At 52.0% G+C, this 16,004-nt stretch carries 12 protein-coding genes; 2 read left to right on the top strand and 10 right to left on the bottom strand.

The window, feature by feature from the left end; genetic code table 11:
- Positions 1 to 11: 11 nt before the first annotated feature.
- From GBK04_RS09850 to rsmH, 4 genes are all read right to left on the bottom strand, one after another.
- On the bottom strand, positions 12 to 1,493 hold the full coding sequence (locus GBK04_RS09850) for a UDP-N-acetylmuramoyl-L-alanyl-D-glutamate--2,6-diaminopimelate ligase (protein ID WP_152759127.1): 1,482 nt from the start codon (positions 1,491 to 1,493) through the stop codon (positions 12 to 14).
- A gap of 3 nt (positions 1,494 to 1,496) precedes the next feature.
- Positions 1,497 to 3,644: a PASTA domain-containing penicillin-binding protein gene (locus GBK04_RS09845; protein WP_152759124.1), complete on the bottom strand. Its 2,148-nt coding sequence runs from the start codon at positions 3,642 to 3,644 to the stop codon at positions 1,497 to 1,499.
- 63 nt (positions 3,645 to 3,707) lie between these two features.
- Positions 3,708 to 4,130 carry an FtsL-like putative cell division protein gene (locus tag GBK04_RS09840; RefSeq protein WP_152759122.1) on the bottom strand — a complete coding sequence of 141 codons (423 nt, stop codon included), beginning with the start codon at positions 4,128 to 4,130 and terminating at the stop codon, positions 3,708 to 3,710.
- An 85-nt stretch (positions 4,131 to 4,215) separates the two neighbouring features.
- Positions 4,216 to 5,139: a 16S rRNA (cytosine(1402)-N(4))-methyltransferase RsmH gene (gene rsmH / locus GBK04_RS09835; RefSeq protein ID WP_152759119.1), complete on the bottom strand. Its 924-nt coding sequence runs from the start codon at positions 5,137 to 5,139 to the stop codon at positions 4,216 to 4,218.
- A 141-nt stretch (positions 5,140 to 5,280) separates the two neighbouring features.
- Between rsmH and GBK04_RS09830 the strand changes: the two genes are divergently transcribed.
- Positions 5,281 to 6,531: a peroxiredoxin family protein gene (locus tag GBK04_RS09830; RefSeq protein ID WP_152759117.1), complete on the top strand. Its 1,251-nt coding sequence runs from the start codon at positions 5,281 to 5,283 to the stop codon at positions 6,529 to 6,531.
- A 219-nt stretch (positions 6,532 to 6,750) separates the two neighbouring features.
- Positions 6,751 to 7,989, top strand: coding sequence for an MFS transporter (locus GBK04_RS09825; RefSeq protein ID WP_152759114.1), 1,239 nt, complete (start codon positions 6,751 to 6,753; stop codon positions 7,987 to 7,989).
- A 45-nt stretch (positions 7,990 to 8,034) separates the two neighbouring features.
- Here the strand turns inward: GBK04_RS09825 and GBK04_RS09820 are convergent, their stop codons facing one another.
- The 6 genes from GBK04_RS09820 to GBK04_RS09795 form a co-directional block, all read right to left on the bottom strand.
- Positions 8,035 to 9,051 (bottom strand): BsuBI/PstI family type II restriction endonuclease, encoded by a 1,017-nt coding sequence (locus GBK04_RS09820; RefSeq protein WP_373330865.1) that lies wholly within the window; start codon positions 9,049 to 9,051, stop codon positions 8,035 to 8,037.
- Positions 9,026 to 10,057, bottom strand: coding sequence for a DNA cytosine methyltransferase (locus GBK04_RS09815; protein WP_152759111.1), 1,032 nt, complete (start codon positions 10,055 to 10,057; stop codon positions 9,026 to 9,028). Before GBK04_RS09815 ends, GBK04_RS09820 begins: the two co-directional genes overlap by 26 nt.
- 84 nt (positions 10,058 to 10,141) lie before the next feature.
- A complete protein-coding gene (locus GBK04_RS09810; RefSeq protein WP_152759108.1) occupies positions 10,142 to 11,872 on the bottom strand; it encodes a M3 family oligoendopeptidase in 1,731 nt (576 codons plus the stop codon).
- Between the two features lie 160 nt (positions 11,873 to 12,032).
- Positions 12,033 to 13,643, bottom strand: coding sequence for an OmpA family protein (locus GBK04_RS09805; protein ID WP_152759105.1), 1,611 nt, complete (start codon positions 13,641 to 13,643; stop codon positions 12,033 to 12,035).
- A gap of 26 nt (positions 13,644 to 13,669) precedes the next feature.
- Positions 13,670 to 14,266 carry an LOG family protein gene (locus GBK04_RS09800; RefSeq protein WP_152759102.1) on the bottom strand — a complete coding sequence of 199 codons (597 nt, stop codon included), beginning with the start codon at positions 14,264 to 14,266 and terminating at the stop codon, positions 13,670 to 13,672.
- A gap of 223 nt (positions 14,267 to 14,489) precedes the next feature.
- On the bottom strand, positions 14,490 to 15,857 hold the full coding sequence (locus GBK04_RS09795; protein ID WP_152759099.1) for a UDP-N-acetylmuramate--L-alanine ligase: 1,368 nt from the start codon (positions 15,855 to 15,857) through the stop codon (positions 14,490 to 14,492).
- Positions 15,858 to 16,004 lie beyond the last annotated feature (147 nt).

The raw sequence follows: 16,004 nt of genomic DNA, 5'->3' as shown, positions 1-16,004 counted from the left end.
TAATCCCGAAATTATTTCCCCATAGCTGCAAAAGCTTCGCGCAACACCGCCCGATCGTCGAAGTCGAATTTTACGCCCTTGATTTCCTGATAAGTCTCGTGGCCTTTGCCCGCGATCAGCACGATGTCGCCCGGCTGGGCTTCGGCGCAAGCCTGATAAATGGCCTCCCGCCGGTTGGCCACCACGGCTACGCGCTTATGGTCGACCAGGGGTACCCCCGCCAACATTTGATCCAAAATAACCTGGGGTTCCTCAAAACGGGGATTGTCGGAAGTGAGGATCACGCGGTCGCTGAGTTTACTGGCGATCGCCGCCATCTTGGGGCGCTTTTCGGCGTCGCGGTTGCCCCCACAGCCTACCACCGTGATGATTTGCTCATTGCCCTGCCGCAGATGGGTGATCGTTTCCAGGACATTCAGCAGCGCGTCGGGGGTATGGGCGTAGTCCACGATACCCACCACCTTTTGCGCCGAAGGTACCTGCTCGAAACGTCCGGGCGGGCTTTGCAACTCCGATAGCACCGCCAGGGCTTCTTCGGAGGCTTCGCCCAATAGGACGGCGGCACCGTAGACCGCCAGCAGATTGTAAGCGTTGAACCGGCCGATCAACCGGAACCACACTTCCTGTCCATTGAGCTCCATATGCATGCCGTAGAGCGTTTCGGAGAGTAGCTTGCCTTTGAAGGTAGCCATCGTTTGCAGCGAGTAAGTCTCTACTTGGGCGGCGGTGTTCTGCACCATCACTGCACCACGCCGGTCGTCGATATTGACCAGCGCGAAAGCCTTTTTGGGCAGCTGGTCGAAAAACCCTTTCTTGGCCTTGATATAGTTGTCGAAAGTCCCGTGGAAATCGAGGTGATCGTGGGTAATATTGGTAAAGATGCCTCCACAAAACGTCAGCCCGGCCACGCGCTGCTGCGCCACGGCGTGCGAGCTCACTTCCATAAATACGTGCGAGCATTTCTGTCTCTGCATATCGGCCAGCAGAGCATTGAGCGTGATCGCATCGGGGGTAGTATGAGCGGTAGGAATTACTTCCTCCTCAATCTGATTCTGCACCGTAGAAATCAGCCCGCAGCGGTAGCCCAGCGCCCGGAACATCCGGAAGAGCAAGGTAGCCACGGAAGTTTTGCCATTGGTACCTGTAACGCCGATGAGGTTGAATGCCCGGGAAGGGTACCCATAGAAAGCCGAAGCCAGCAGCCCCATGGCCCTCGCCGAATCAGGTACCTGTATGTAGGTCACCTCGGGAGTGAGTTGGGCAGGCAGTGTTTCACAAAGAATCACATTCGCGCCGAGGGCAATTGCTTTTTCAATAAACGAATGGCCATCGGCCTGGGTACCCCGCACGGCCACGAACAGGGTATCTTCCTGTGCTTTCCGCGAATCGAGGGTAATGTCTGCTACCGGCCGGCTCGTTAAGCCGATCACATGGGCTTCAGGAATTTCTGATAATAGACTATCTAATTGCTTAGGGGGATGCGTCGATTCCATTTTTTACTGTAAACTGAGCATAATATTTTTCGGTCCCGCAACCTTCGACCCCGGTTCCAGGGACTGCGTCACTACCTTGCCCGCTCCTTTGAAACTTACCCGGAATCCTTTGTTTTCCATGATAAAAAGGGCATCGCGCAGCGGCATGCCGCGCAGGTCGGGTACATCCGATTTGTCGATAGAGCGGGCTTGCCATGTCGTTTTTCCTTTAGCGCCCGTGCTTCCCTGCACCCATTCGGTACCTTCGGGTACCTTTTCGGTGGGTGAGCCGAGGTTGAGCGCCGTGGCCACGACCTGCACCTCGCTGGCTCTACCCGCCCACTGCACCTGTACCGCACCACTGTCGGAAGGCGGCGGCGTCGGGGCGTGGAGGCTCATGTCGTAGGCGTAGATACGATCAGCCACCTGCTTGAACACCGGGGCGGCCACGGTACCGGCATAGAGGTCCGATCCTCCCCCTAACGAATTATCGACCAGTACAATACAGCTGTACTTAGGCCGATCGGCGGGGAAGAACCCTACGAAAGAGGTACGCAAGCCCTTGCTTTTCTGGTAGGTACCATTCACGATTTTCTGGGCGGTGCCCGTTTTTCCGGCTACGCGGTAGGGGCTTTTTTTCAGAAGGGGAGCGGTACCACGCTGCACGACGCCTTCCAGCATATCTTTCAGTAGGCGGGCGGTACGCTCCGAACAAATCGGCTGAGGGTCCACATAGGGTTCGTAGTTGTCCACAATCTCACTGGAGCTGCGCACCTGGTCCACAATCATGGGCCGCACCCAATAGCCACCGTTGGCTACGGCATTATAAAGCGTCAGGATCTGGATGGGGGTCAGGCGCATTTCGTAGCCGTACGACATGTAGGTGATGGAGGTTTTACTCCATTGCTTGGCATGGCTGTCGCGAATGAGCGGGGCCGCTTCTCCGTCCATGTGCACGCCCGTACGACTTTTCAGCCGGAATTTATCGAGGTAGCTCAGGTACTTATCGGGCTTGCTGTAAAAATATTTCTGCATGAGCAGGTGGGTACCTATATTCGACGATTTCTCCAGCACCTGGCTAGCCGTCAGCCGGCCGAAGCCGCCCCGGTGGGCATCCACGATGGTCATGCTGCGGTACCTCAGGCGACCGGTACCCGTGTCGACCCATACCTTATCAGGGTCGATGCCGGTTTCTTCTAATATCGCCATCATGGTAGCCAGCTTAAAGGTAGAGCCGGGGTCGGCTCCCATGGTGAGGGCATAATTTTGATCGTCCAAAAACTGGTTGGGGCCCTTACGGGTCAGGTTGGAGAGGGCCTTGATTTTGCCCGTAGCTACTTCCATGACAATCACGCAACCAAAATTGGCCTTGAATTCTTCCAGAGATTGCTTGAGAGCTGATTCAGCCACATCCTGAAAGTTAATGTCCAAAGTCGTATGAATGTCCGAACCCGCCTCAGGCCGGATATTGACCTCATCGCCCACGGGAATCCGGATGTTCCCGGGCAGTACCTCCACCCAGCTCAGGCCGTTGGTGCCGGCCAACTGCTTGTCGAAACTGGCTTCCAGCCCAACCCGGCCCCGACCCGTGGCCCGATCCAGGGTACCTACGGTTCGGTCGGCCATGGGTGAGAAAGGCCGGTAGCGGCGGTACTCGGGATCGAATTTGCCGCCGGCCCGCTTTCGTTTCTGGAAAAACGGCCATTCTTCGATTTGTTCCCTTTCTAGATAACTGATGGCCCGGCCCAGCAGCGGCACGTACCAGCGTCGGTCGCGCCGGGCATTCCTGATGCGTTCGATGTAGTAGCTTTTGGAGTGCTCTCTGAAATGCGTGGCGAACTTGCCCGCCAGTTCTTCCAGATTCTTTGCAAAGTAGGCGCTGTCGGCCACATTGGGATCAATACCGACGCGGTAAAAGGGCAGAGACGTAGCCAGTAAGCTGCCGTCGCTGGAGAAAATATTACCCCGCATGGCCTGAATCGTGTCCAGTTTCTGATCGTTGAGGGCAGCGTGCTTAGCCCATGATTTTCCTTTGTAGGTTTCGTAATACTGTACCCGGATCAGCTTGACTATCACACCAATGGCTAGCACTACGAGCAGAATGGCCACGCCGTAGGCACGCTGAATCAAAGCCTGTTTTTCGTTCGGTTTGGGCGGTTGAGTGCGTTTCATGATTGATTGGAGTTAGTATTCAGTGTGTGTTTCTGAAAAAGCAGGATTGGATAAAAGACAAAACTACTTCTCTCGCTCGGCGGTGGTTGAAACGATTTTTCGGGGCGGAGTCAGGTTTTCTTCCAGACCCATTCCCTCCACTTTTTTGATCACTACCGACTGCTTCCCGCTTTTCATGTAGTCGGCTTTGATGGTAGTGTACTCAGCACGGAGATCTTCTACTTCCCTTTTGAGCGTGAGGCTCTGTCGGACGTACTTTTCCGAAGCATAACCCAACCATTCATACGCCACCAGCAGGGCTACGATCCACAAAAAATAGTTGAAATACCGGATCGGAATCAGATCCTGATTGCGTTCGGATTTTTCTCCAAAGACTTTTTCTAAGGGCAAAAACCGATTGAACCATTGGAAAAGCGAATAAGTACGCTTACGCCGGGGTTTGGGTGGGGGCGGTTGCGAACGATTGATACGTCGGTTTTGGGCCATTGTAATTTTGACAGGGTCCGGTACGCCGGATCAACCCGTGCGATAAGATAATGAGTAATTGAGTGAATAAAAGTCGGTTAGCCCCTTAATCTTCTTTCTTTTCTGCGATCCGCAGCTTGGCGCTGCGGGCGCGGGGGTTGCGTTCTATTTCGTCGGCAGTGGCTTCAAGGGGTTTGCGGGTCACCGAGCGCAGGGGTTTGAGCTCGTTACCGTAAAAATCTTTTTCCACTTCACCTTCCAGTTTACCTTTATTGATGTAATTCTTGACCAGCCGGTCCTCCAGCGAATGGTACGACATCACTACCAGCCGCCCGCCAGGGGCCAGTACCTCCGGAGTCTGGAGCAGAAATTCTTCCAGCACCGCCATTTCTTCGTTTACTTCGATGCGTAGGGCCTGAAAGATTTGGGCGAAGTACTTGTGCTCGCGGTGCCGGGGCGCATAGCGCTCTACCACGGCTTTCAGATCGTTTACCGTATTGATGGGGGCGCTGTGGCGGGCCGCAAAGATGGCTTCGGCCACGGTGCGGGCATTATGTACCTCGCCGTAGCGACCCAGCACGCTCTGCAACTCCGCAGCGCTGTACTCGTTCAGGATCTGGCGGGCGTTGCGTTCGCCCTGCTGGTTCATGCGCATATCCAGTTGAGCCTCGAAACGGGTAGAAAACCCTCGTTCGGCGGTATCGAACTGATGTGACGATACGCCCAGATCAGCCAGAATACCATCTAATTTTTCAGCCTTATATAGTTTGAGGTAGCGCCGCAGATGCCGAAAGTTGGCCGCAATGAAGGTAAACCGGGCGTCGCTTTTCAGCGGGGCGGCGTTGGCAGCGGCATCGGCATCCTGGTCAAAAACCAGTAGCCTTCCCGTAGTCAGTTGTTCCAGAATGGCCCGCGCGTGGCCACCACCGCCAAAGGTCACATCCACGTAGGTACCCTCGGGCCGGATGGCAAGGCCGTCCAGGCATTCAGCTAGCATAACCGGGGCGTGGTAGTGAGTCGTTGATTCCATTACATAAATAGCAACGCCATCAGGAACTTATTCTTACGGGGCGTCCGTTACAAACTTACTAATTTTCCGGGGGAAGGCCGGCCCCTTTTTTTTGATTTTATTTCGATACTTACCTCTGCTTACTATATTAAAAAACTGAATATGAAGCAACTGTCCTCTTGCTTTTTAATCATTCTGGGCCTGTATCTGGCCAGCTGCACCACCTCTTCTACCTCCACAATTGTCAAATCGGGAACCTGGCGCGCTACCCTCACCCGCGACGGCCACCAGCTCCCCTTTCAACTCGAACTAGAAGCCAATTCAGACGCAAGCACCTATTCGGCCTATGCCGTCAATGGGTCCGAGCGGTTTAAAATGGATACGGCTTATGTCCAAAACGATTCGTTGCATATCCCCATGAGCTTGTACGACTCTGAGCTCGTTGGAAAAGTAGGAGATGACCGTCTGACGGGCGTATGGCGGGTGCGACGCGTGGACAAGGTAGGGGGCGAGTTACCTTTTGAAGCAGTTTTGGGCGAAGAGTATCGCTTTTTCAATACTTCCGAAACTTCGGATCCCGCTGCGTTTGCGGGTAAGTGGACGGTACAATTCCAGGGTGAAGATCCCGAGGATTCTTATCCGGCGGTTGGGGTTTTTGAGCAAAAAGGCTCTACGCTGACAGGTACCTTCCTGACTTCTACGGGCGATTACCGCTATCTGGCCGGCAATGTGAAGGGCGACAGTTTGTTCCTATCCTGTTTCGATGGTTCCCACGCTTTTCTGTTTACCGCGGCGCGGCAGGGCGATGGTACCTTGCAGGGAAAAGCCTGGTACGGCCTTACGGGCTACGAAACCTGGACTGCCAAGCCTGATCCGAACGCCCAACTCCCCGACGCTAACACCCTGACCTACCTCAAGCCAGGCTACGAAACCTTTGATTTCAAATTCCCGAATGCCGACGGCAAAATGGTCTCTTTGCAAGACCCTGCTTTCAAAGATAAAGTGACGGTAGTACAAATCATGGGTTCGTGGTGCCCCAACTGCATGGACGAAACCCGGTTCCTGGCGCCCTGGTACAAGAAAAACCGTGACCGGGGTGTCGAAATCGTAGGGTTGGCCTTCGAACGCTCGAAGAAGTTGGAAGATTCTGCGCCCAAACTACGCAAGATGGCAGAGCGCTACGATGTGTATTATCCGATCGTACTGGCGGGCCTTAGCAACAAAGATTCGGCGGACACGGCCTTGCCGATGCTGAATCATGTGATGTCGTTTCCGACCACGATCATACTGGATAAAAACCACAAGGTACGTACCATTCATACGGGGTTTTCGGGCCCAGGTACCGGCAAGTACTACGACGAATTTGTCGCCGACTTCAATCGCTTGATCGACAAGCTGGTAGCGGAGAAATAGGGAGAAAAGTGAGCAAGTGCAGGCGTGAAAAAGTACAGAAGTGCCTGAGTACAGGAGTACCTCAGTACAAAAGTAAGCTAGACACTTCTGCACATCTGTATTATCTGAACTTTTCTACTCGTAAACTTCTGTACTTGGTACTGTTGTGCTTAAAAACTCACAAACTCTGTCTTCCCGAACTCGTGTACTTCTGTACTCATTAACCATCAAACTCTTCCATTGACTAAGCAAGAAAAGATTCTTCTCTTTGTCCTGGCGTGTATCAACTTTACCCATATCGTTGATTTCATGATCATGATGCCGCTGGGACCGCAACTGATGCGGCACTTTGCCATCGGACCGCAGGCGTTCGGCTTCATTGTGTCGTCGTACAGCCTGAGTGCGGGCATTTCGGGCTTTCTGGCAGCTTTTGTGGTCGATCGCTATCCGCGCAATCAGGTGGTCATGCTGGCCTACGCGGGTTTTGTCATAGGTACCCTGGCCTGTGGGCTTGCTCCTACTTATCAGCTTCTGATCGCGGCCCGAATTCTGGCGGGTGTTTTCGGCGGGGTACTGGGGGCACAGGTGCTTTCCATTGTGGGTGATGTGTTCGCCTACGAGCGCCGGGCACAAGCCATGTCCATTGTCATGACGGCTTTCTCGGCGGCTTCGGTCGTGGGGGTACCTTTCGGGCTTTACATTGCTACGGAATTCAGCTGGCATGCCCCTTTTCTGGCGGTTGGGTTTCTGGGTATTGGCGTTCTGGCACTGATCTGGCGCTTTATTCCCCGGCTGGATTCGCACCTGGTGAGTAAGCATCTGCGCCCTAATCCTATCGCGGTACTGACCACCATCGTACGAAACCCGAATCAGCTGCGCGCCCTGTGGCTTACGACCACGATCATGCTGGGGCATTTCAGTATCATTCCCTACCTGTCGCCGTATCTGGTTTCCAATGTCGGGTTTAGTGAATCCAATATTTACCTGATCTACCTGGTAGGTGGCGCACTGACGATTTTCTCGGCTCCGATGGTAGGCAAACTGGCCGATCGGCGGGGGAAGTTTCCAATTTTTGTCGTGTTCGCGCTTCTCTCGCTTATTCCTATTTACCTCATCACGCACATGAATCCAGCGCCGCTGGCCTATGTGCTGTTCGTGGCCGGATTGTTCTTTATTTTCTCCAACGGTCGTCTGGTACCTACCCAAGCCATGACGACTTCGGTAGTGCTGCCGCAAAACCGAGGTGGATTCATGGCCATCAATTCTTCAGTACAGCTCTTGGCGCAGGCCTTGGCTACCTACGGCGCGGGATCGATCATTGGCAAAACCGCCATGGGGCAACTCACGCACTACGGTACGGTAGGTTTCTTGGCGATGGCGGCCATTTTTAGTAGCATTTTCATTGCCCGCTATATCAAGCCCGTGGATGCGGCACCACAGGTGACGCCTGAACCCGAGGAGCCGGTTTTGGCGGAGTGAGTGAGGTCTTGAGATGGGTTTTTAATAAGAATACAGAGTAACTATCTACCTCTTATTATAAGGTCCTAAAAACTTATCACCATTGAAATGAATCAAGTGATCAGAGTTGTCAGCTATCCAAACTTCGGTTTCCCAAGCTATGTCAGCTACAAATTGCCGAAACTTCTGTCTGTTTAGGAATGCTGTTACATAAATTATTTCAGCTGTACATTTCTCAGTAAGTTGATGTAGTTGTAACAATCGAATTTCGCTTATTGGTCCTGAGGAATGAACTGCTTCAATTAAGTACAACCAGTTTTTGTCCTTGGAGTAGGCAATTACGTCAGGGAGCTCATCGTGAGAAATTTCAAAGAAGTTCAATTCTTTGAGCCTCTCTGCCTCCAAGTAAAGATACTTATCGGACGTGTCGCCCACGTAAAGAACTTCTGCACCATATCCGTACCTTGGTAGAAATTCTTCGATGATTGCTTTTTGTAAATCATTGTGCTCACCCGCTGAAAAAGAAAGTTCTCCGCCTGATGGAAGCGTTACTATGACTTTACGAATGGTTCTTTCGCGTTTCAGCTTTCTGGACAGCGGCTCACTATTTTTTAAGCGCTCCGAAACCATTGTTTCCCAATTGGTGATACCGTAACTTCTGATTAATTCGGCATACGTAGGATTTATTGAGTAGCCACGAGTAGAGTCATTAGTTGCCGAATTTGGGCTTGATTGTAATACAATTTCTGCAATAGTGAGTAGTTTGAGATCTTTCCTTCGTATATCATCGTACGAGCCGGAGCTTATTTTTTCATAAAAATGCTTGTTCACGTAATTGATTATTTCACGAGTTTTAAGCGCGTAGCCTGAATTTAAATCCCTGACTTTTGAAAAGTCATTCTTATCTTTTATGTCGCCACAGGCCAGAAATGCAAGAGCCATTCTTTCCAATCTTCTGGGTGTGCCTTCTGTTGGAATTCCAAAGCTTTCGAGAATTGATAAGGTTATATTAATAAGCTGCTGGACGTCATTTGGTTTTTCGGCAAATGTCTTCGACTCATCTAGATTGATATATTGCTTCACTGCCGAATAAATTAAGTTGTTCGTTCTCTGACGTATGATGCCGACTTTCTTGCTTCTCTAACAGATGATTCTTAATATTTAGAGCAAGATGATAGGCAAAATACGGAGCAACAGCATTTCCGATTTGGTTGTACTGGTTGGTTTCACTGCCTGTAAACTCAAACCAATCCGGGAAGCTTTGTAGTCTAGCGGCCTCTCGAACGGTTATTCTCCTTCTTCTCCCGTCATGTAGCTTTACGCGGTGCATGTCACCGGTAGAGCCCGCCAAATTCCGGCACGTCAAAGTGCGAGCAGGACGGTCAAGGTATAAGTCACGGGGATTGACACATTTTGAGGCTTTCTCATAGTTGGCGACATATCGATCCATCGATTCATTAAGAAACTTGGAATCGTCTTGGAATTGATAAGCCATTGCTCCAAGAGCTTGTCCCGCAGTTATCTTCCGATTTACTTTCCGGGGTAAATTGATTTTTCGTTTTGAACCTATTACAATGACTCTCTCTCTATTTTGGGGAACTTCATAGTCCAGAGCGTTCAGTAAGGAGTAATTTATAAAATAACCTAGACCTTCTAACTCTTCGATCACCTCCCGGAGATACCACTTGTTTTTATAAAGCATCCCTCGGACGTTTTCAAAAAGTAATACTTCAGGATCAAGCGATTTTACCGCCTCCAAGAAAATTGGGAACCCATCACGGGAATCTTTCAGCCCGAGTTGCTTGCCACCCACACTAAACGGCTGGCACGGAGGACCGCCGATAATAATGTCCGCTTTAGGGTAATGGGAATCTGTCGTCAGTTTTTCAGCAAAGCAATTTCCCAGAAGGTTTTTGTTATAAGTATTGGCAGCGTTTACATCCATTTCGTAACCTATAGTTTTAAAACCATTGGCTTCGAAACCCAGTGAAAGTCCTCCACAACCAGCAAAAAGATCAAGTACCGTTTTATTCAGGTCGGTGTCCACCCAAGGTCGCAACCTTTCATTTATTTCTTCCCAATATTCCATGTTTTAAAGGTAAGGGTTTTCCCTTTACAATTAGAGTGAACGAGATTTGACAACTTTTAAAAAGTTGTCAAATCTGCCAAATTCTTACCGCAACGCCTCCAACTCGTCCCGCACAAAATTCATCAACTCCGTAATGTGCGCTTTGGAAAAATCAAAGGGTACCCGGGCGGCTTCGTAAATTTTGCCGATGGGCGCCGTGTAGCCCAGTTTCAGGGCATCAAGGTACCCCTGTAATCCCTGCGCGGGATTTTCGCGGTAGTTTTTCCAGACTCCGATCGCGCCGAGTTGCGCAATGCCGTATTCGATATAATAGAAGGGTACCTCATACAAGTGCAATTGCCGCTGCCAGAGGTACGCCCGGTATTTTTCCAAATCCGTCCAATCCGTCACCGAGTCGTTGAATTGCCGATAAATATGCGTCCAGGCCACGGAGCGATGTTCCGCCGTATGGTCGGGATGCTCGTACATCCGGTGCTGGAACTTGTCAATAGTAGCCACCCACGGCAACGTTTCGATGATGGATTCCAGATGCTCGATTTTGGCCCGGCGCAGGTCTTCCTCATTGTCAAAGAACTCATCCCAATAATCCATCGTCAGTAATTCCATCGACATGGAAGCCAGCTCGGCTACCTCGGCGGGGGTATGCTTGAAACTATTGAGCGTCAGATCACGCGTGACGAGCGAATGCACGGCGTGTCCGCCTTCGTGCAGCAGCGTCACCATGTCGCGCAGGTTGGAAGTGGCATTCATAAAAATGAAGGGTACCCCGATCTCATCCAGCGGATAATTATAGCCGCCCGGTGCTTTCCCCTTCCGCGATTCCAGGTCCAGGTGTCCCATGCTTTTCATGATCCGCAGGCAGTCGCCCAGGAAAGGGTCGAGGCGGGTGAAGCACCGGATCGTTTTTTCCAGGAGTTCCTGTCCGCTGGCAAAAGGCTTGAGTGGCAGGCGTCCCTGCGGATCTACCTTATTATCCCAAGGGCGCAGCGCGTCTACCTGTAGGGTGTCTTTACGGGCCTGTGCCATCTGGTTCAGCATAGGTACTACGGCTTCGTGCACCGCTTCGTGGAAATCGAAACAATCCTGTGGCGTGTAGTCGAAGCGTCCCATAGCGGCAAACATGTAGTCGCGGTAGTTGGCAAAGCCAGCATTGCGGCCTACCTGGTCACGGAGTCTGACGAGCGTATTCATCAGTTCGTCCAGCTTTTCGTGATCCTGATAACGGCGCTCCATAATGGCCCGCCAGGCTTCCTCGCGCACGGCGCGGTCGGCACTTTGCAGGCGGTCACCGGCTTTTTGCAGGGTCATTTCTTCCCCGTCGAGCGTCACGGTCATGGCGCCGGCGATGGCTCCGTACTTGCGCTCTTCGGTCTGGAGTTGGGTTTGGAGGGGTACATTCTCCTCGCGGAAAATCTCGATGGCCTTCAACATGCTGCGGATCGTGATGTCGAAGCCCTGATCGGTCAGTTCCTGAAGAAAGGTACTTTCGGTCGCTTTTTTGTCCAGATCATTACTATATACGGCCAGTTTGGGCTGAATCTCGCTGATAAAGAATTGCAGCGCCTGAATCAACTCCTCATTGGCCGTGTCGCAGGTTTGGCGGATGTAGCGCCAGGCAAAATTCTCGGAAAGGTAGGACTCCAGCTCGCTGCGATCGAGGAACCACTGCCGCAGTTCGGCGGCAGTGGTGATCTCACGGTTTTTGAGATTTTCGTAGAAAGGCAGGACATCCTCCCAACTAGTAAGTTGTATTTCTTCGCCTATGAACGGGCGGGCGTGGCGTTGGGGTAGGGTAGGGGTTTCTTCTTGAATCATGTGTAAATAGTATTGTTGAATTTGGTTTACCTAACGTGGTATTTGGGTTTCAAGTTGAAAGGTCGTGAAGCCTTCCTCCATAGTATATAGCCAGTTGCGGCGTACTACTATTCGACAAACAGGCAGGATGCAGAAACATCTATTCGACCGTATTGCAAACCTACTTCGTCAGAATCGTGAACTCTACCCGACGGTTGGCGGCCTGGCCCTCGGGCGTGTCGTTGGTGGCGATGGGGCGGGCTTCGCCGTAGCCTTTGCTAGCCACGCGGTCGGGCTCGATGCCTTTGCCGATGAGGTACTCGCGGACGGTATCGGCGCGATCCTGCGAAAGTTTGAGGTTGGCAGCATCGGTACCCACATTGTCGGTATGGCCTCCCAATTCGATTGACAACTTCGCGTTTTCGGTCATGGTGAGCGCAATGCGGTCAAGTTCAGGGAATGATTCGGGGCGCAGGGTAGCTTTGGCAAACTCAAACGAAATGTTGTTCAGCCGCACGATCTGTCCCGCTTCGATGGGTATCAGTTTTAGCGACTTATTGGCAATGGTCCGGAAACCCTTTCCCTGCAAAGCCGTCACCGAATCGGTCAGATCCACGTTTTCGCCCTCAGCGATGAAATTGGGGGCCACGGCCCGCATGCTGTACTTTTTGCCGTAAGGTACCACAATCTTATACTCGCCGGTCAGCGGATTGGTCGTGGCAGTACCCGCCTCTTCGCCGTTGGCCATATCTTCGTAGATGATTGTCGCTACCACAGGTTTGCCGGTTTTTGAGTCAATCACTTTGCCGCTGATGATCACCACCGGATCGGGCGCGGGCGCCACGGGTTGCGTGGCATTGGTGGTATCCTTGCCTTCGCCACCGCTATCTAGCTTGATGCGTACTACGTCGCCCTTGCCGATGGTTTCTTTAAAAGAAGTCATGTAGGCGTAATCGCCCAAAGCCGACACTGTGTAGTAGGCATCATAGCCATCGGTATTGACCGCCGGGCCGAGATTGACGGGCCGCGACCAGCGCTTCCAGGATTTGTCGATGCGTTTGCTATAATAAATGTCGTTGCTACCCTGCCCGCCGGGGCGGTCGCTGGAAAAATAGATCGTATAACCATCGGCCGCCAGGAACGGGGTGGTTTCGGTAAAATCATCGGTGTTGATTTCCGGCCCCAGGTTTTCAGGCTTGGTCCACGAGCCATTTTTCTGCTTGAAACTCACGTAGATGTCGTCTTGCTTGCTGTTTTTCTTTTCGCTAAACGACATGACCAGAACCTTGCCATCGTTGGAAAGTACCCCACAGTCAAACTGCCCCTTGCTCATTTTCTCGTAGCCCGGAATATCCAGCTTCTGTGGCGGCGACCAGCCCCGGGCTAGCCGCTGACTCGTGGAAAAGCCCCGCGTTTCGTAGCGCCCGTTGGCGTAGGCACCTTTGATCAGAATGGTGTTGCCATCAGGCGTGATGCTGTACAGGCTGTTGTATTCTTCCTTGTTAATGGGAGCAGGCAGGCGGCGCGCCATGCCCCACATGTTATTGACACTCTCGGCAAACCAGATGTCCTGACTTCCTTTTTCGCCAAATGAATTCTGGGGATGGCTGATCCGCGAAAAGTAGAGAGTCTGCCCGTCGGGCGAAATGACGGGGGCAATCTCGTTGTATTCTGTGTTGATGGCCTTGCCCAGATTTTCGATTTTCCCAGTCTGGGCGTAGGGATGACTGGCGATTGCAATCAGCAAAAAAAGGGTGGCTAGTAAGTTTCGGATCAAAATCTTATCATTCATAATTCATAACCGCTCGAGCGGCCCCGTCATGATTTCGATACATACAACGTATGGTCGAGTGGCTTATTTTCTGAGTTTTGCCGAAAGAACTCCTCCATTTTCTCTAGCAATTCCTCTCCGGTTTCAGCTACCAGCATCAAAGCGCGGTTTTCGGGACGCAGAAAACCTTCTTCTGTCATCTTATCCGCGTGCGCAATCAGGTGGTCATAGAAACCATTGACATTAAGTACCCCCACCGGGCCGTGGAAGAGCCGCAATTGCGACCACGCCAGAATCTCAAACAGCTCGTCCAGGGTACCGTAGCCACCGGGCAGCACAAGTACCCCGTCCGACAGTGCCACCATGCGGGCCTTGCGCTCGTGCATGGTATCCACGAATTCCAGGTCGGTGAGAGTCTTGTGGGCTACCTCGAGTTTTGCCAGGAAATTGGGGATAATGCCGATCACGTCGCCGCCGTTCTCGAGTGCTCCGTCGGCTACCCTACCCATCAGGCCCAGATTACCACCGCCATACACAACCTTGATCTGCCGTTCGGCCAGTTGTTTTCCCAGCGCGTAGGCTACTTCCTGATAGATGGTTTTTTTGCCAGGGTTCGACCCGCAGTACACGACAATGGATTTCATGTTTGAGTTGGTGAGTAGTGAGGTGTTTATTAATAAGTACAGGAGTACAAAAGTACCTGAGTACAGAAGCATTTAAGTGTAGGGAATTTGAATACTGTATTTGCTGATGTTAGGGGATAGTTAAGTGGTTGGTAACCAGAAAAATGTACGTTATTGTCCTAAGGCTCCTGCACCTAGGCACTATTGAACTTTTGTACTCCTAAACTCCTGTACTATTTCCTCCCTAAACTAACTCCTGCGCCAGTGCTTTCAGATCAAGCCCGCCGAAGGTACCTGAGCTCATCATCAGCAGGTTGGTATTGGCCCAGTTCTGCGCTTTCAGGTAGGAGTGTAGTACCAGCGGTTCGGTAAAAATGAGCAGATCGTTTCGTTTGAAAGCCGCCCGGATATCGTCCTCCGAGATGGGTTCCAGACGTTTGTGCTCCACGGTTTCGGGGCTATAAAATACCACGGCCACGTCGGCAGCTTCCAGCTTATGGCGGTACTGCTTCAGGAACGTCTTATTCAGGCTGCTGAACGTGTGGAGTTCGGTGCAGGCAATCAACCTGCGTTTCGGAAACTGTTCCTTCACGGCCTGCGTAGTGGCCTCTACTTTGGAGGGGGCATGGGCAAAATCGCGGTAGGCGTTGGTAGTAGGACCTTTGGCTAAAAGTTCCAGCCGTTTGGCGGCACCTTTAAAGGTCTGGATGGCGCGGTAAAATTCTTCATCCGATACGCCCAGGCGTTCGCAAACCGCTCTGGCCCCGCTGATGTTCTTCATATTATGCTCCCCAAATACGTACAAAGGTACCTCGCCCTGGGTCTTGGTAATCAGGTAGGTATGCCCGTTGACTACCTTGTAGCGATGTGCTTCGTAAGGAATTTTGGTTACGTCAGTAATTTCCTTTTGGCCGATGACATCCAGCATATTGTCGGTTTCGTCAAAAACCATCACGCCCGCCCGGGGCAGCGAATCGGCCAGAAGCTCGAACTGCTTCACGTACGATTCCCAGGTCGGGTACACATTGAAATGATCCCAGGCGATGCCGCTCACCAGCGCGATGTGCGGCTGGTAATGGAGGAATTTGGGGGTCGGGTCTTCGGGCGAAGTAAAATACTCGTCGCCTTCGATGATGATCATCGGGGCGTCGGCGTCCAGCCGTACCATGGTGTCGAAGCCATCGAGTTGCGCGCCCACCAGGTAGTTGAACACGCGCTGACTATGCCGCAGCACGTGCAGGATCATGGAGGTAATGGTGGTTTTGCCATGACTGCCCGCAATCACCACGCGTTGCTTGTCGATGCTTTGCTCAAAAATGAATTCGGGGTAGGAATAAATATTCAGTCCCAGTTCGCGAGCCCGCAAGAGCTCGGGATTATCAGCGCGGGCGTGCATCCCCAGAATCACCGAATCCAGGTCCGCCGTGATTTTCTCAGGGAACCAGCCCATCTCCGCGGGTAGCAAATCCCGCTCGGCCAGCCGGCTGCGCGATGGTTCGTAGATTTCGTCATCAGAACCGCTTACTAAGAAACCCTTACGCTGGAGTTCGAGGGCCAGATTGTGCATCACGCTGCCGCCGATGGAAATGAAATGTATTTTTTGTTGACTCATGCTTTTAATTGGGAAGGCATTACGCAAACGGATTCCTCATTCAAAATTTTTCAGTGCCGAAGTTAGGAAGTTTTTTTTAGACGGCCTTCAATCCCACGGCATAGGATTCGGACAGGCAGAATGATTAATTTTGAGGGATACACCGCT

It is taken from the genome of Salmonirosea aquatica (assembly GCF_009296315.1).
In the GTDB taxonomy this organism is placed as follows: Bacteria; Bacteroidota; Bacteroidia; order Cytophagales; family Spirosomataceae; genus Salmonirosea; species Salmonirosea aquatica.
The sequence above is the reverse complement of the archived record's forward strand: the minus strand, read 5'-3'. Positions and strand labels throughout refer to the sequence as shown.

Excerpts from the sequence above, each read along its gene's own strand:
- GBK04_RS09850 (WP_152759127.1), bottom strand. The coding sequence starts at position 1,493 with ATGGAATCGACGCATCCCCCTAAGCAATTAGATAGTCTATTATCAGAA.
- GBK04_RS09845 (WP_152759124.1), bottom strand. The coding sequence starts at position 3,644 with ATGAAACGCACTCAACCGCCCAAACCGAACGAAAAACAGGCTTTGATT.
- GBK04_RS09840 (WP_152759122.1), bottom strand. The coding sequence starts at position 4,130 with ATGGCCCAAAACCGACGTATCAATCGTTCGCAACCGCCCCCACCCAAA.
- rsmH (WP_152759119.1), bottom strand. The coding sequence starts at position 5,139 with ATGGAATCAACGACTCACTACCACGCCCCGGTTATGCTAGCTGAATGC.
- GBK04_RS09830 (WP_152759117.1), top strand. The coding sequence starts at position 5,281 with ATGAAGCAACTGTCCTCTTGCTTTTTAATCATTCTGGGCCTGTATCTG.
- GBK04_RS09815 (WP_152759111.1), bottom strand. The coding sequence starts at position 10,057 with ATGGAATATTGGGAAGAAATAAATGAAAGGTTGCGACCTTGGGTGGAC.
- GBK04_RS09810 (WP_152759108.1), bottom strand. The coding sequence starts at position 11,872 with ATGATTCAAGAAGAAACCCCTACCCTACCCCAACGCCACGCCCGCCCG.
- GBK04_RS09805 (WP_152759105.1), bottom strand. The coding sequence starts at position 13,643 with ATGAATGATAAGATTTTGATCCGAAACTTACTAGCCACCCTTTTTTTG.
- GBK04_RS09800 (WP_152759102.1), bottom strand. The coding sequence starts at position 14,266 with ATGAAATCCATTGTCGTGTACTGCGGGTCGAACCCTGGCAAAAAAACC.
- GBK04_RS09795 (WP_152759099.1), bottom strand. The coding sequence starts at position 15,857 with ATGAGTCAACAAAAAATACATTTCATTTCCATCGGCGGCAGCGTGATG.